Source organism: Streptomyces sp. NBC_01261 (assembly GCF_036226385.1).
GTDB lineage: Bacteria > Actinomycetota > Actinomycetes > Streptomycetales > Streptomycetaceae > Streptomyces.
The window spans coordinates 989,395-1,002,747 of record NZ_CP108463.1 but is presented as its reverse complement, the minus strand read 5'-3'; the positions used below and the strand labels follow the sequence as shown (position 1 = coordinate 1,002,747).

Below are 13,353 nucleotides of genomic sequence, written 5' to 3'. Positions count from 1 at the left end.
AGAACAAGCCCCCTGTGATCGGTGAGCCGGAGAAGACATTGGTCGACAAGGAGATCCGAGCCCTGGCGACCGTACTGCTGGAACGCGTCGGGGAGCTGGCGAAGGAGATGGCGGCGCGGATCCGCGCCGGCTCACGGGAGTACCACTACGACGCGGTGCCCGAGGAGGACCTGGAGGAGGCCTGCCGGACCCACGTGGGCAACGCGCTCCAGGCACTCACCGGACAGGTACCGCTGGACACCGAGGCCGCCGCGGCCATCGGCCGCCGCCGCGCCCGGCAGAACGTGCCGCTGCCCACCGTGATGACGGCCTACCGCGTCGGCGTGAAGTACTTCTGGGAGTCGGTCGTCGCCGAGGCCACCACTACCGCCCTGGTGGGCAACGACGTTCTGGTCGCGGCCGCCACCGCCATGTGGGAGATCCAGGACGGCATCACCGAGGCCATGGTCACCGGATACCACGACGCCGTGGCCCAACGGCTGCTCGCCGGCGAGCAGGAACGCTCGGCGCTGGTGGAAGCCCTCCTGGAGGGCAGGAGCATGGACGCCGACGCCGTGTGGTCCGCCGCCGAGGTGCTGCGCGTGCCGCGCGGCGGACCGTTCACCGTGGTCGCCGCCGAGGTGCCGCAGATAGGCCGACAGGCCCTCCCGGACATCACGGACCTCCTGACCCGGCGCGGCATCCGCTCCGCCTGGCGGCTGCGCCCCGACCTCCAGCTCGGCATCGTGCACCTGCGCACCCCGCGCGATCTGCCCGACCTGGTCGAGGTGTTGCGGGACCACGCGGAGCGACGCGTGGGCGTGAGCCCTTCCTACGACGACCTGTGCCGCACGGGCGACGCGCTGCGCTTCGCCAAGGTCGCGATGCGCGGCGGCGACGCGGAGAGCAGTGCCGTGACCGTCTTCGACGACTCACCGCTCGCGGTCGCGACAGCCGGCGCACCCGACGTCATGGCCCGTGTCGCCGCCAAGGTCCTCGGCCCCATCGAGGCCCTGCCCGCCGACGAACGCGCCCTGCTGCTCGACACGTTGGACGTCTGGTTCGACTGCGGCGGCTCCGCCGAGGAGGCCGCCAAACAGCTCTACGTCCACCCCAACACCGTACGCACCCGCCTGCGCCGCATCGCCGAACGCACCGGCCGTTCCCTGACCGACCCGCGCGGCATCACCGAACTCGCCCTCGCCCTGCGCGCCGTACGGCAGACTCCGAGGCCCCCGACCCCGGAGTCGACCGACGACACACGGAAGCCCTAGGCGGCGGTACCGCCCGCGTAGTCGCTCTTGAACGTGGTCTCGATGGTGGTGGCGACGGACTGGGCCACTCCCGTGCCGGTGAGGATGATGCCCAACTCCCGATTGTTCGAGAGGGAGTTGCTGCTGATATTCATCGAACCCGCCTCCACCTCCTGGGTGGACAGGCCGTAGTCGGCGACCATCGCCTTGGCGTGGATGTAGAAGCCGTCGGGGTCCGAGTAGCCGACGACCGTGCCACCGGCCGCCTTGATCGCGGACACCTCGCTGGAGTAGTCGCCAGGGGTCTCCAGCACCACCCGCACGGTCACGCCCGCCTTCGCTCTGGCCACGATCGCGTTGACCACCGTGCTGTCGCTGAACTCCAGTTCCTCGACGTCCAGTGTCGTGGTGGCCGCGTTGATCACGGTGAGCAGCCGACTGCGCGAGTCGGTGGGGGACCAGAGCAGGTGGTCGCCGTCGGTCGGGGTGATCGAGGTGCCGGCGTAGTCCGCGTTGAACACCTTCTCGATCGCGGCGACATCACGCGTGTCGTCGGTGAAGACGCCGTAGTCGCGGCCGGTCGAGTAGTACTGGGAGGTCAGATTGCCGGTCAGGACAAGCGACTTGGTGGCGTCCACGGTGATCGTCTTCTGGTGCGTGTAGACGAAGCTGGACGGCGACCACACCACACCCACGCCGGCGTTCGTCAGCGCCGTGTACGCCGAGCTGTTGGCTGACTGGTGCGCGCGGTCCAGGACCACCCGCACGGTGACGCCCTTGTTCTCCAGTGCGATCAGGTCGTTGACCGCGGTGGTGTCCTCCAGCTCGTACATCGTCATGTCGAGTGAGGAGGTGGCCGAGTTGATGAAGTCGTAGATGGTCGGCTGAGTGGTGCCGGCCTGCGAGAAGGCGAAGGCGGTGTACGTCGCGGCGTTGGCGGGGACAGCCGTGACGAAGAGGGTGGCGCCGGCTGCCAGCGCGACACCCGCGCGGCCGAGGAACGTCCTCAACATGCGTGACTCCTAGTCGAGTTGATGCCCACGTGGGGGGTGGCGGGCAGGTGCATGACACCACGCGCGTAGAACGGGGTGGAAGAGAACCCCGGTGAACTCACGATTACCCGTCACAAGTGAGTCTGGGCAAAGGGGACTTCATGCAGGTGGGGGGTGGTTCATGGGGTTCCCGCCAGTTAGCAAAAACTTGGTAGTCGGCGGCTTGGGCGGCGCCCCAAAGGGGCGCGGGGAACTGCGCGCCCAGCCACGATGGCGCGCCACTGGAACGACGGCATATCGGGGCACTTCGCGCTGGGCTCTTCGCGCGGGGTACTTCGCGCGGAGCGCTTAGGCTGCGCCCCGACACCCACACCGATCCCAGGAGCCCACCCGTGTCCAACCCCTCACCGAAGCACCCGTACCCCGACGCCCACCACCCGGACGAGAAACCCGCCCCCCACCCCCTGCTCACCCCCGTACTCGCCCTCCTGGGCCACTGGCACGGCCAAGGCGAAGGCGAATACCCCACCCTGGACGGCGACTTCACCTACGCCCAGGACATCACCTTCAGCCACGACGGCCGCCCCTTCCTGCACTACGAGGCCCGCGCCTGGATCCTCGACGCCGAAGGCGCACCGCTGCGCCCGGCTGCCCGCGAGAGCGGCTGGTGGCGCCTGCAACCCGACGCCCGGATCGAGGCCCTCATCACCCAACCCACCGGCATCGCCGAGATCCTCGTCGGAACCGCCGCCGACGGCACGGTCGACCTCGCCACCCACGAGGTCGCCCTCACCCCCACCGCCAAGAAGGTCACCGCCACCCGCCGCCGCTACACCCTCACCGACGCCGCCACACTCACCTTCACCCACGACCTGGAAGCCGTAGGACAACCGCTGCAACACCACCTCGCGGCGCGGCTCCACCGCACGGGCTGAAATGAACTGATCAGCAAGCCGGTTCACAGCGTTGCTTTCCGAATATCCGATCGTTGATCTCCCATGCAGTGAGCGGTGCCCGAGCGGCATGGAGGCGTGGATCGACAGTGGTGCCCGGCGGCCTCCCGTGGGCAGGCGAACGGAGAGCCCTGTGCGCATGAGTGACCTTCAGCGGTGCGAGATCCGACCCGGACGACTCGTCGAGTGGACGCTGCACCCGGCGGCCGTAGGAGCGGCGCGGGCGCTCCCGGACGACGCGCGGCCACCGGCGTACGTGCAGGAGTCCCACATCCGTACGGCGCGTTCGGTACGCGAGGACGGGTTGTTCGTGCCGACCTGGCTCGGCACCGCGTTCGACATGCCGGGACGGATCGAACTGGACGTGCTCCAGGGCGCGTTGCGGTCCTGGATGCTGCGGCACGAGACGCTGCGCAGCGGCTTCCGGTGGGCCGGTGACGAGATGCGCCGCTTCACCCTGGACGCCGACGCCGTTGCCCTGCACCGCGAGGACGTGGGGGAGTTCGCGGACGCGGTGACGCTGACCCGGTACCTGCAGGACCGTTTCGATGTGACGGCGGACGCGCTCACCTGGCCGAACTTCCTCTTCGCGGCGGTCGTCCGCGACGACGGCACGAGCGTCTACCTGGCGTTCGACCACAGCAACGTCGACGCCTACTCGCTGCACCGCATCGCGGGCGAGGTCCACGAGCTGTACGAGGCCGGCCTCGCCGGGAGAGCCGTCGAGTCGGCGCCCGTCGCCAGCTACATCGACTTCTGCGCGGGCGAGCGCACCGACGCCGACCAGATCGACGACACGCACACCGTCGTTGCCCGCTGGCGCGAGTTCATCGCCCGCTGCGACGGCAAGCTGCCGAACTTCCCCGTCGACCTCGGCCTCGACCCCGAAGGACCGCTGCCCACCCAGAAGTTCCTCCAGGAGATGCTCGTCGACGACACGGACGCGGCGGCCTTCGAGGCGTACTGCCGTCCCTACGGCGGCAGCCTCGTCGGCATCCTGGCGGCCGTCGCCCTCGCCGCCCGCGAGATCAGCGGCCTCGACGTGTACCGCACCGTCGTCCCCTTCCACACCCGCGCCAAGTCCCGCTGGGCGGACTCGGTCGGCTGGTACGTGGGCGGCGCTCCGATCGAGATCCCCGTGCAGCACGCCACGGACTTCGACCACGCCCTGCGCATGGTCCGCGCCACCCTCCGCGAGAACCGCCCGCTGGCCCGCATGCCCATCGCCCGCGTCCTGCGCCTGCTGGGCGCCGACTTCCGGCCCACGTCCCCCGACCTGTACTCGATCGTCTCCTACGTCGACTCGCGCGCCCTGCCCGGTTCGGAGCGCTGGCAGGAGCTGAAGGCGTACGGACTGATCCGGGTGTCGTACGGCGACCAGGTGTGCGCGTGGGTGACCCGGGTCCACGAGGGCCTCCAGTTCGCGTGCCGCATCCCGGACAACGTCATCGCGGACAAGAACATGCGGCTGTGCATGGAGCTGCTGCGGGAGCGTGTCGTCGCGGTGGCCCGGCAGACGTCGGCCGTGCGCCTCTGACCCCTCGTTGTGCCTTGCTAACCCCTCGCCGTAAGGCTGGCAGACCATTCCCGTACGGCGGTCAGCCCCTGCCATCCGGCCGGCGAGGCCGAATCCGACCTGGGGCACGTGTGCCGACCGGCGCGCGTGCCTCATGTGCGTTCACGGCAGTTGAGCTACCGGTCGAACCTGCCTACGACAGCGACGCGGCCGTAGGTTCGGGAGGCCGGCCGGCGTCCGCGACGCGTGGCGGGATCTCGTCGGACCCTGTCACCACACCCTCGGGACGTCGTCGTCGACGGCGACCGCATCACCTGGAAGCAGGCGGTCACCAAGCCGTTGCGCCTGAACCTGACCTTCGCGGTCACCGTCGAGGGCGACGCCCTCACCGGCACTTCGAAAGCCGGTCGCCTGCCGGCCTCCAAGGTCACCGGTCAACGCCGGGTCACTGGGACGGATCGACCTGCTCGGCCCAGCCGCTCCACGTCGGGATCGCCTCGCGCGCCTCCCGCCACGCGGACGGGATGCCGCCCGTCCCGGTGCGGGCCGCGACGACACCTCCGGCGATCGCGCAGGTCGTGTCCCGGTCGCCCCACCCGGCGACGGTCTGCCACAACGCCTCGGCCAGATCGTCCAGTTGACCCGCGGCGGACCAGAGGGCGAACGGCACGGTGTCCGGAGCGGAGATCAGCGTCCCCGATCCCAGCACGGAGGCCGCGTGCCGCACGGAGGTCCGCCCGGAGAAGTTCGCGGCGACCAGCAGGCCGGAGCGGACATCGCTCTCCGGCACGTGCGAGGCGACCTCGCGCAGGAACTCGGCGCGTGGCGCGGCCAGTTGACCCGCACCGGCGGCAGCCAGCGCGGCGGCGACCGCCACGGCGATTGCCCCCGCTACGGCCTCCGGGTGAGCGTGGGTGGTCAGCGCGGACAGCCGGGCCTGCTCGGCGGCGGCCTTCAGGTCATCCCGGAACCAGGCCCCCAGCGGCGCGACCCGCATCGCGGCACCGTTGCCGTAGGACCCCTGTCCGCCGAACTGGCCGGTGGTGACCGCCTGCCAGTCCTCGCCGTCGCCGATGCGGCGCAGGACGCTGTGCATGGACGGGCCGTACCCCCGATTCGGGTCCCGCTCGTACTGTGCGGCGAACTCCCGTGCCAGTGCGTCCGGTTGGACCTCGCCATGGGCCACCAGGTGGGCGAACAGGACGAACGCCATGGCCGAGTCGTCCGTCCACAACCACGGCACGGGGCGCAGCTCCCGTGCCGCCCACAACTCCTCGGCGGGCTCGTCGGACCGCGTGAACCAGCCGTCGCCGAAGGCGTCCCCCATCACCAGCCCGTCGAGGGAGGCGTGGGCGTGGTGCGGACTGCTCATGGCGGGGCTCCTGTTAATGATCGGCGGGCACCGCACATCGTAGTTAGGGTGCGTGGATGGAGCGGATCTTGGTGGTCGGGGTGACAGGCGCGGGCAAGTCGACGCTCGCACGGGCCGTGGGCGAGCGACTCGGAGTGCCGCACCACGAGATGGACGCCCTCTACTTCACCGGCCCCGACTGGACCGTCAACGAAGCCCTGACCGCCGACGTCCTGCGCCTCACCTCCGAACCCCGCTGGATCATCGACTCGATCGGCTCGCCCGAAGTCCGCGATGTGCTCTGGGAGAAGGCCGACACGGTGATCTGGCTGGACTACGCGAGACGCGTGATCATGCCGCGCGTCCTGCGCCGCTCCGTGAGACGCACGGTCACCCGCGAAAGCATCTTCGGCGGCAACAGGGAGACCTGGGCAGGCTGGTTGAGCCGCGAACACCCGGTCTGGTGGGCCTGGGCCCAACACACGAGCCGACGCCGCGAGATCGAACGCCGGATCAGCGATCCCCGCTTCGCACCGCTCACCACACACAGGTTCGCCCGCCCCGACGACACGATGGCCTGGCTGACGACCTTGGTGCCCCTGCTGCCTACGTAGGACGGCCTAGCGAGCGGTAGAAGTCGAGGTGGCTGTGCGCTGCCGCGTCCCAGGTGTGGCGGGCGGCGAGGGCACGTCCGGCGGCGGCGCGGGTCGGGTCCTGCGTCGCGAGGGCGTATACGAGTTCGGTGGCCAAGTCCCGTGGTGTGGTGGCGAATTGAGCGGCTCCGCCGAACACCTCACGCAGCACGGGCAGATCCCGCACGACCAACGGAACACCCGCCGCCAACGCCTCCATCGCGGCGAGACCGAAGCCCTCCTTGAGAGACGGGAACGCGAACGCGTCCGCCGCAGCGACCAGCGACGGCAGCTCGTCCTCTCCGACCTGCCCCAACACCACTGGTTCTACGGCGAGTTCGGCCGACCGCGCCTCCCAACTCGCCCGGTAGTCGCGGTAGTCGAAGAGCGTCTCGCCGCCCGCGATCACCAGGCGGACGTCGGGACGGGCGGCGCGCAGCAGGGCGTAGGCCTCCAGCAGGTCCAGCGAGCCCTTGCGGGGTTCGATGCCGCCGACGGTGAGGACGTACGGGCCGAGGCGGGAGCGCCAACTCGCCCGCGCGGCAGGGTCGGTGGCGGCGAAACGGTCGTAGGCCACGCCGTTGGGGATGACCTGCGCCTCGATGTCCCAGCCGGCGGCCAACTCCCCGGCGACGGCTCCCGATACGCAGATGTGCGCGTACGGCTCGACGATCGCGCGCTCGTGGCAGGCGGCCAGTTCGGGGGTGGTGAAGTGGTCGAGGTGATGGACCGTGCGGACGCAGGGGCCGGCCGCGTTGGCGCTGATGCAGTCCTGGGCGTGGACGACGTCGTAGGGAGTGGCGTCGAAGGCGGAGCGGAGGGTGGCGATGGAGCGCAGGATGCGTTCGCCGACGGTCTCCGTGGGCGGGCCGTCGGGGAACGGGACGATCTGGAGCCGTACCGCCGGGTTCACCGGGCGGAAGAAGCCCGCGTCGCCGCCCCGGCCCAGGGTCCACACCGTGACGTCCTCGCCCAGTGCCGCGAGGGCCTCCGCGAGGGCGAGGGTGTGGACGACCCCGCCGCGCGGCTTGGTGGAGTAGCTGAGCAGGGCGATCTTCACGTACGGGACTCCCGGTAGGCGTCGGGGCGGCGTTCGTCGAGGTGGCGTAGGACGCGGCGGGCCCGGTCGGTCTCGGCGGCGACGTCGATCTCGGCGACGGCGAGCCCGGCCTTGGACCAGGTGCGGGCGAGGATGTCGCCGCCCGGGCCGACCACCTTGGCCTGGCCGAGGAAGCGCATGCCGCCCATGGCGCCGGTCTGGTTGGAGGAGGCCAGGACGACCTGGTTCTCGGCGGCGCGCGACTGGTCGTACAGGTCGAAGAGGCGGGCCTGGCGGTCCTGGGCCATGCGGGGGGCGCGGTTGGTGATGCTGGTGGGCCAGGCGGAGAGGCAGGCGAGGATCTCGGCGCCGTCCAGGGCCAGCGAACGGGCCGACTCGGGGAAGGTCTTGTCGTAGTCGATGAGCATGCCGAGGCGGCCGACCGGGGTGTCGAAGGCGTCGAAGCGGTCCCCTGCCGTGTACGCGGCGACCTCACCGGCCGGGAGATGGACCTTGCGGTGCCGGCCGAGGACGCCGTCGCCGCTGACGCACACGGCGGCGTTGTAGCGCTCGGTCCCGCCGTCCTCGCAATAGCCCACGCACACCACCATCTCGGCCGCCAGGCGGGCGACTTGGAGGATCAGCGGGTCGTCCGGCATGAGGGCCGGGGGCAGTGTCTGCGGGTCGGGGTGGCGCAGGTCGGCGAGGTAGCCGCCGAGCGTGGCGTCGGGCAGCACCAGCAGTCCGGCGCCGTTGCCGCGGGCGTCGTCGATGAGTTTGGCGACGCGGGCCAGGTCGAACTCCAGGTCGCGGCCGAAGTGGGCGGCCGCGGCCGCGATCCGGATGGTGCTCATCGGGACTCTCCTTCGTGGACACCCCCGGCCTCGGCCGGGGGAGGAAGCGAAGCTCCTGCGAAGCTGGGCAGGAGAAGCTGGTTCGCCGTCAGGGCGGACCGGTGTGCACCGTCCACCGGCCGACACCCGCCGCTCACACGGGGGTTGATACGGTGTGAGGTATGGCGCGGCAGGTCAAGCGGGCGTTCAAGTACCGCTTTTACCCTACGAACGAGCAGGCAGCTGAGTTGTCGCGCACGTTCGGCTGCGTCCGGCTTGTCTACAACAAGGCGCTGGAAGAGCGCACACGGGCCTGGTACGGGGAGCAGCGCCGCGTTTCCTACGTCCAGTCGTCGGCCGAGCTGACTCAGTGGAAGAAGACCGGGGAGTTCGCGTTCCTGGCGGAGGTGTCCTCGGTCCCGCTCCAGCAGGCGCTGCGGCATCTTCAGACGGCGTTCGGGAACTTCTTCGCCCAGCGTGCGAAGTATCCGCGCTTCAAGTCCCGGAAGAAGTCGCGGGCGTCGGCCGAGTACACGCGCAGCGCCTTCACGTGGCGCGACGGACAGCTGATTCTGGCGAAGATGGCCGGTGCGCTGGACATCCGCTGGTCGCGCCCCCTCCCGGAGGGCAGCGAGCCGACCACGGCGACAGTGTCCCGCGACGCGGCGGGCCGCTGGTTCGTGTCCCTGCTGTGCGACGACACCATCGCCCCGGCCGCCGCCACCACAGCGGCCGTCGGCCTGGACGCCGGCATCACGTCCCTCGTGACCCTGTCCACTGGGGAGAAGGTCACCAATCCCCGGCACGAGCGCGGTGACCGCGCTCGTCTCGCGAAGGCGCAGCGGGAACTGTCCCGCAAGGCCAGGGGCTCGGCGAACCGGGAGAAGGCCCGCCGCAGGGTCGCCCGCGTGCATGCGCGGATCGCCGACCGGCGCCGCGACCACTTGCACAAGCTGTCGACTCGTCTCGTCCGTGAGAACCAAACGGTCGTGATCGAGGACCTCACCGTCCGCAACCTGCTCAAGAACGGCACGCTGGCACGCGCCATCTCGGACGCGTCGTGGACGGAACTGCGCTCGATGCTGGAGTACAAGTGCGCCTGGTACGGGCGCGAACTCGTCGTGATCGACCGCTGGTTCCCCAGCAGCAAGCTGTGCGGAACCTGCGGCACGGTCGCGGCGAAGATGCCGCTGACCGTCCGCACGTGGACATGCGCCTGCGGCGCCGTACATGACCGCGACATCAACGCGGCCCGCAACATCAAGGCGGCCGGGCTGGCCGTCTCGGCCTGTGGAGACGGTGTAAGACCTCAAGGGAGTACTCCTGGCGGGCAGTCGTCGGTGAAGCAGGAACCCCCGCGGGCGACCGCTGGAATTCCCCGCCTTTAGGCGGGGGAGGAAGTCAAGCGGTGACTGCTCCCGGGGCTGGTCCGTAGGTCTCGGGCCGCCGGTCGCGCAGGTGTCCCATCGACCGGCGGGCGGTCTCCAGGGCCTGTGCGACGTCGAGTTCGGCGACGGCGATGCCGGCCGTCACGCCCGTGTCGGCGAGGATCTCGCCGCCCGGGTCGACGACCTTGGCACTGCCGACGAAGCGTAGCGACCCGAACGTGCCCGCCTGGTTCGCGGACAGCCACACGATCTGGTTCTCCAGCGCGCGGGCCCGGTCGAACAGGTCGAAACGCCGCTTCCAGCGGTCCTGTTCGAGATCGGCGCTCGCCTTGGTGCGAGCGCCCGGCCAGGCCGACACGCACACCCCGATCTCGGCGCCGTCCAGCGCCAGGGCCCGCGCCGACTCCGGGAACGCCTTGTCGTAGCAGATCATCATCCCGAGCCGGCCGACCGGTGTGTCGAAGGCGTGGAAACGGTCGCCCGAGGCGTAACTCGCATCTTCGCTGAGGGGTTGGTGGACCTTGCGGTGGTTGCCGAGGACGCCGTCGCCTGTCACGCAGACGACGCTGTTGTACTGCCGCCCGTCCCCTGCGGCCTCGCAGTATCCCGCTACGACCGTCAACTCCCCGGCGAGGGCGGCCAGTCGGCGGATCTCCGGGCCGTCGAGGGCGAGCGCGGGCGGGCCCTCGTCCAACTCGCTGTCGTCGTCCAGGCTGAGCAGATAGCCGCCCAGGCAGGCCTCCGGGAGTGCGAGGAGTCGTACGCCCTGTTCCCCGGCCTCCTTGATGAGCCGTTCGGCGATCGCGAAGTCCTCTTCCAGGTCGCGGCCGAACTCGGCGGCCACGGCCGCCATCCGCAGCGTGCTCATGCCGTCCCCATTCCGGTCACCTCGGAGGCGACCGCCTCGGTGATCTCTCCGTCGCGCCAGCGCAGCCCGACCCCTTGCCCAGCGGTCAACTCCCCGCACACGGCGCCCGTCGCGGGCCCGGCGGGCAGCGCCGGCGCGTGCGGCTCGTCGGCGGTCAGCATCGCGAAGCCGGGGAAGCAGGTCAGCCAGTCGCCCATCGAGGCGTTCGTCGGACGTGGCACCTCGGCCACGTCGAGCACCGCACCGCAGCCGCTCGCCTCGGCGAGCATCCCCAGCGTGCCGGCGATCCCGGCCATCGACACGTCCTTCGCGGCGGCCGGTCGCGCGGCGGCCACCGCCCTTGTCATCGTGCGCAGTTCGTCCGTGCGACGCCGGGTGGTCGAGTCCCACTGGCGGCCCCGGTAGCCCGCGCGCCAGTCGCCGCCGAGGTCGGCCGTGAGCCGTACGGCGTGCCCCGGGCGTCCGCCGCCGCCGGGCACGGGTCGGCCGGTGCGGCCGAGTGCGGTCACCGACAGGGCGGCGGGGACGCCGAGTTGGGTGTGACCGCCGAGCACCGGGACGGCGTAGGCCCGTGCGGCCTCGGTCAGTCCGGCGAGGATCAGCGCGGCGTGCGCCGCATCGCGTGCGCCCACCGCGTCCAGGAGTCCGACCGGTGAAGCGCCCATCGCGGCAAGGTCGTTGACGTTCACGAGGACCGCGCACCAGCCCGCCCACTCGGGGTCCCGCTCGACCATCGACGGCACGATCGCGTCGCACGCGGCGATCACATCGGTGCCGGGGACGGGCGCGCCGTCGTCGCCGACGAAGCCGGGCGGGGCGGGGAGTTCGGCGAGCAGTTGGCCCAACGCGGCCTTAGTGGCTGCGACTTGGGCCGCGATGCGCGCGATAGGCCAGCGCATCAGGACGTGTGGCGTACCGGCGACCTCCGTGGCCCGCACCGGCCGCCAGCCGAGGCGGCGGAAGAGGACCTCGTTGCGGGCCTGTACGGTCGCGTCGAACCGCAGGACGCCCTCCGCCTCGGCGCGTGCGCAGGCCGCCCGGACCAGCGCCGCGCCGATTCCGTGCGGGCCGCGTGCCTGTGGGGCGACGACCAGCCGGCCGCCCTGCCACCAGCCGAGGTCGGGACCGTCGTCGACCGGGCCCAGCCGCACCCCGCCGATCACGCCGCCGTCCGGGGCCCGGGCGACCAGGACGACGGTACGGGCGTCGGCGTCACGGTCGTCGAGGTCGTCGCCGGTGAAGAGTCCCTGTTCGTGGACGAAGGTCTCCGTGCGCAGCCGTCGGTAGGCCGCCAACTCGGCCTTGTCGGCGGCTTGTTCGATGTGGAACGCGGGGCGGCGGTCGAGGGTGCTCCGGTCGCCCAGCAGCGCCAGGATGTCGACCGGCCCGTCCGTCACGAGGGGTGCCGTGGAGCCGTCGAGGTACACGGCCATCACCCGCCCGCCGACTGCAGGACACTGCACGCGCCGCAGGCCGCGCAGCCCGCCTTCTGGTCGGCGCCGCTCATCCCGGCGGCGCGCAGCCTGGCCGCGACGCGCTCGGTGACGTAGGTCAGGAGTTCGGCGCTGGGTGCCGGGATGCCGTCGCGGGCGGCGAGCGTGCCGGCCATCGGGCGGAACGGGACGACGAACGGGTAGACGCCCCGGTCGATCAGCTCGCCCGCGCCCGCGATGAGTTCGTCCGGGTTCTCGCCGAGTCCGACGAGCAGGTAGGTGGAGACGCGGTTCGGGCCGAAGACCCGTACCGCCTCGTCCCAGGCGGCCTCGTACTCGGCCATGGGGACGGTCGACTTGCCCGGCATCCAGCGCCGCCGGACCTCCTCGTCGAGGGACTCGACATGGAGGCCGATCGTGGTGGCCCCGGCGTCGTGCAGGGCGCGGATCCAGGCGAGGTCGCCGGGTGGTTCGCACTGCACCTGGACGGGGAGGCCGGGGACGGCTTCGAGTACGGCGCGTACGGAGCGGACGAGATTGCGCGCGCCCCGGTCGGGGCCGGTCGTCGTGCCCGTGGTCATGACCATCTGCCTGACGTCGTCCAACCGCACCGCCGCTTCGGCGACTTCGGCGAGCTGCGCCGGTGTCTTGGCGGCGACCGTCGCGCCCGAACGCAGGGACTCCTCGATGGTGCAGAAGCGGCAGCGGTCCGACTCGGCGTAGCGGATGCAGGTCTGGACGACGGTGGTGGCGAGGACGTCGGCGCCGTGGAGGCGGGCGATGTGCTCGTAGGGTGTGCCGTCGGTGGTGGTGAGGTCGTAGAACTTCGGGCGGTCCACGGCGGTCAACGTGAGCCCGGTGTCCGTGAGTTGTCCGTCCTCGTCGCCGAGCCACACCTTGCCGTCGCGGACGCGGTAGGGGCTGGCCGGGTTGGTGGGCAGTGCGGCGTTGGCACCGTCGACGAGGACGTGACCGTCGCCGCTCGGACCCGCGCCGTCGGGCCGCCGTACGGGGGCGTCCAACGCGACGCCGTGCAGGGCGAGTTCGGCGCGGGTCAGGATGCGCACATCCACCGCCGTACTCGTCGATTCGGTGCCAACGCTCACAGCGGCCCCC

At 71.2% G+C, this 13,353-nt stretch carries 12 protein-coding genes; 5 read left to right on the top strand and 7 right to left on the bottom strand.

Annotation, left to right across the window (positions count from 1 at the left end):
• Positions 1-14: 14 nt before the first annotated feature.
• Positions 15-1,253 (top strand): PucR family transcriptional regulator, encoded by a 1,239-nt coding sequence (locus OG226_RS04395; protein ID WP_329347968.1) that lies wholly within the window; start codon positions 15-17, stop codon positions 1,251-1,253.
• Here OG226_RS04395 and OG226_RS04390 read toward each other — a convergent pair.
• Positions 1,250-2,245 carry a phospholipase D-like domain-containing protein gene (locus OG226_RS04390; protein ID WP_329347967.1) on the bottom strand — a complete coding sequence of 332 codons (996 nt, stop codon included), beginning with the start codon at positions 2,243-2,245 and terminating at the stop codon, positions 1,250-1,252. The two genes, OG226_RS04395 and OG226_RS04390, sit on opposite strands and share 4 nt — an antisense overlap.
• A 371-nt stretch (positions 2,246-2,616) precedes the next feature.
• Here OG226_RS04390 and OG226_RS04385 point away from each other — a divergent pair, with 371 nt between their 5' ends.
• Together OG226_RS04385 and OG226_RS04380 are read left to right on the top strand one after the other, a co-directional pair.
• Complete coding sequence (locus OG226_RS04385; protein WP_329347966.1) at positions 2,617-3,159, top strand: FABP family protein; 543 nt, start codon at positions 2,617-2,619, stop codon at positions 3,157-3,159.
• A 157-nt stretch (positions 3,160-3,316) separates the two neighbouring features.
• Positions 3,317-4,714, top strand: a complete 1,398-nt coding sequence (locus tag OG226_RS04380; RefSeq protein ID WP_329347965.1) for a condensation domain-containing protein — start codon at positions 3,317-3,319, stop codon at positions 4,712-4,714.
• Positions 4,715-5,138: 424 nt separating this feature from the next.
• Here the strand turns inward: OG226_RS04380 and OG226_RS04375 are convergent, their stop codons facing one another.
• Positions 5,139-6,065: an ADP-ribosylglycohydrolase family protein gene (locus OG226_RS04375; RefSeq protein ID WP_329347964.1), complete on the bottom strand. Its 927-nt coding sequence runs from the start codon at positions 6,063-6,065 to the stop codon at positions 5,139-5,141.
• A gap of 56 nt (positions 6,066-6,121) precedes the next feature.
• On the opposite strand from OG226_RS04375, the gene OG226_RS04370 reads away from it, so the two are divergent.
• Complete coding sequence (locus OG226_RS04370) at positions 6,122-6,658, top strand: AAA family ATPase (protein ID WP_329347963.1); 537 nt, start codon at positions 6,122-6,124, stop codon at positions 6,656-6,658.
• On the opposite strand, the gene OG226_RS04365 is transcribed toward OG226_RS04370, so the two are convergent.
• A complete protein-coding gene (locus OG226_RS04365; RefSeq protein ID WP_329347962.1) occupies positions 6,651-7,736 on the bottom strand; it encodes an MSMEG_0565 family glycosyltransferase in 1,086 nt (361 codons plus the stop codon). The genes OG226_RS04370 and OG226_RS04365 overlap by 8 nt on opposite strands.
• Positions 7,733-8,569: a carbon-nitrogen hydrolase family protein gene (locus OG226_RS04360; protein ID WP_329347961.1), complete on the bottom strand. Its 837-nt coding sequence runs from the start codon at positions 8,567-8,569 to the stop codon at positions 7,733-7,735. Before OG226_RS04360 ends, OG226_RS04365 begins: the two co-directional genes overlap by 4 nt.
• 161 nt (positions 8,570-8,730) lie before the next feature.
• On the opposite strand from OG226_RS04360, the gene OG226_RS04355 reads away from it, so the two are divergent.
• On the top strand, positions 8,731-9,936 hold the full coding sequence (locus OG226_RS04355) for an RNA-guided endonuclease InsQ/TnpB family protein (RefSeq protein ID WP_329347960.1): 1,206 nt from the start codon (positions 8,731-8,733) through the stop codon (positions 9,934-9,936).
• A 13-nt stretch (positions 9,937-9,949) separates the two neighbouring features.
• Here OG226_RS04355 and OG226_RS04350 read toward each other — a convergent pair whose 3' ends face one another.
• The 3 genes from OG226_RS04350 to OG226_RS04340 are packed head-to-tail and all read right to left on the bottom strand — an operon-like array spanning position 9,950 to position 13,343.
• Complete coding sequence (locus OG226_RS04350) at positions 9,950-10,804, bottom strand: carbon-nitrogen hydrolase family protein (protein ID WP_329347959.1); 855 nt, start codon at positions 10,802-10,804, stop codon at positions 9,950-9,952.
• Positions 10,801-12,267, bottom strand: coding sequence for an MSMEG_0567/sll0787 family protein (locus tag OG226_RS04345; RefSeq protein WP_329347958.1), 1,467 nt, complete (start codon positions 12,265-12,267; stop codon positions 10,801-10,803). Before OG226_RS04345 ends, OG226_RS04350 begins: the two co-directional genes overlap by 4 nt.
• Complete coding sequence (locus OG226_RS04340) at positions 12,237-13,343, bottom strand: MSMEG_0568 family radical SAM protein (protein WP_329347957.1); 1,107 nt, start codon at positions 13,341-13,343, stop codon at positions 12,237-12,239. The genes OG226_RS04345 and OG226_RS04340 overlap by 31 nt, the downstream gene beginning before the upstream one ends.
• Positions 13,344-13,353: the final 10 nt, after the last annotated feature.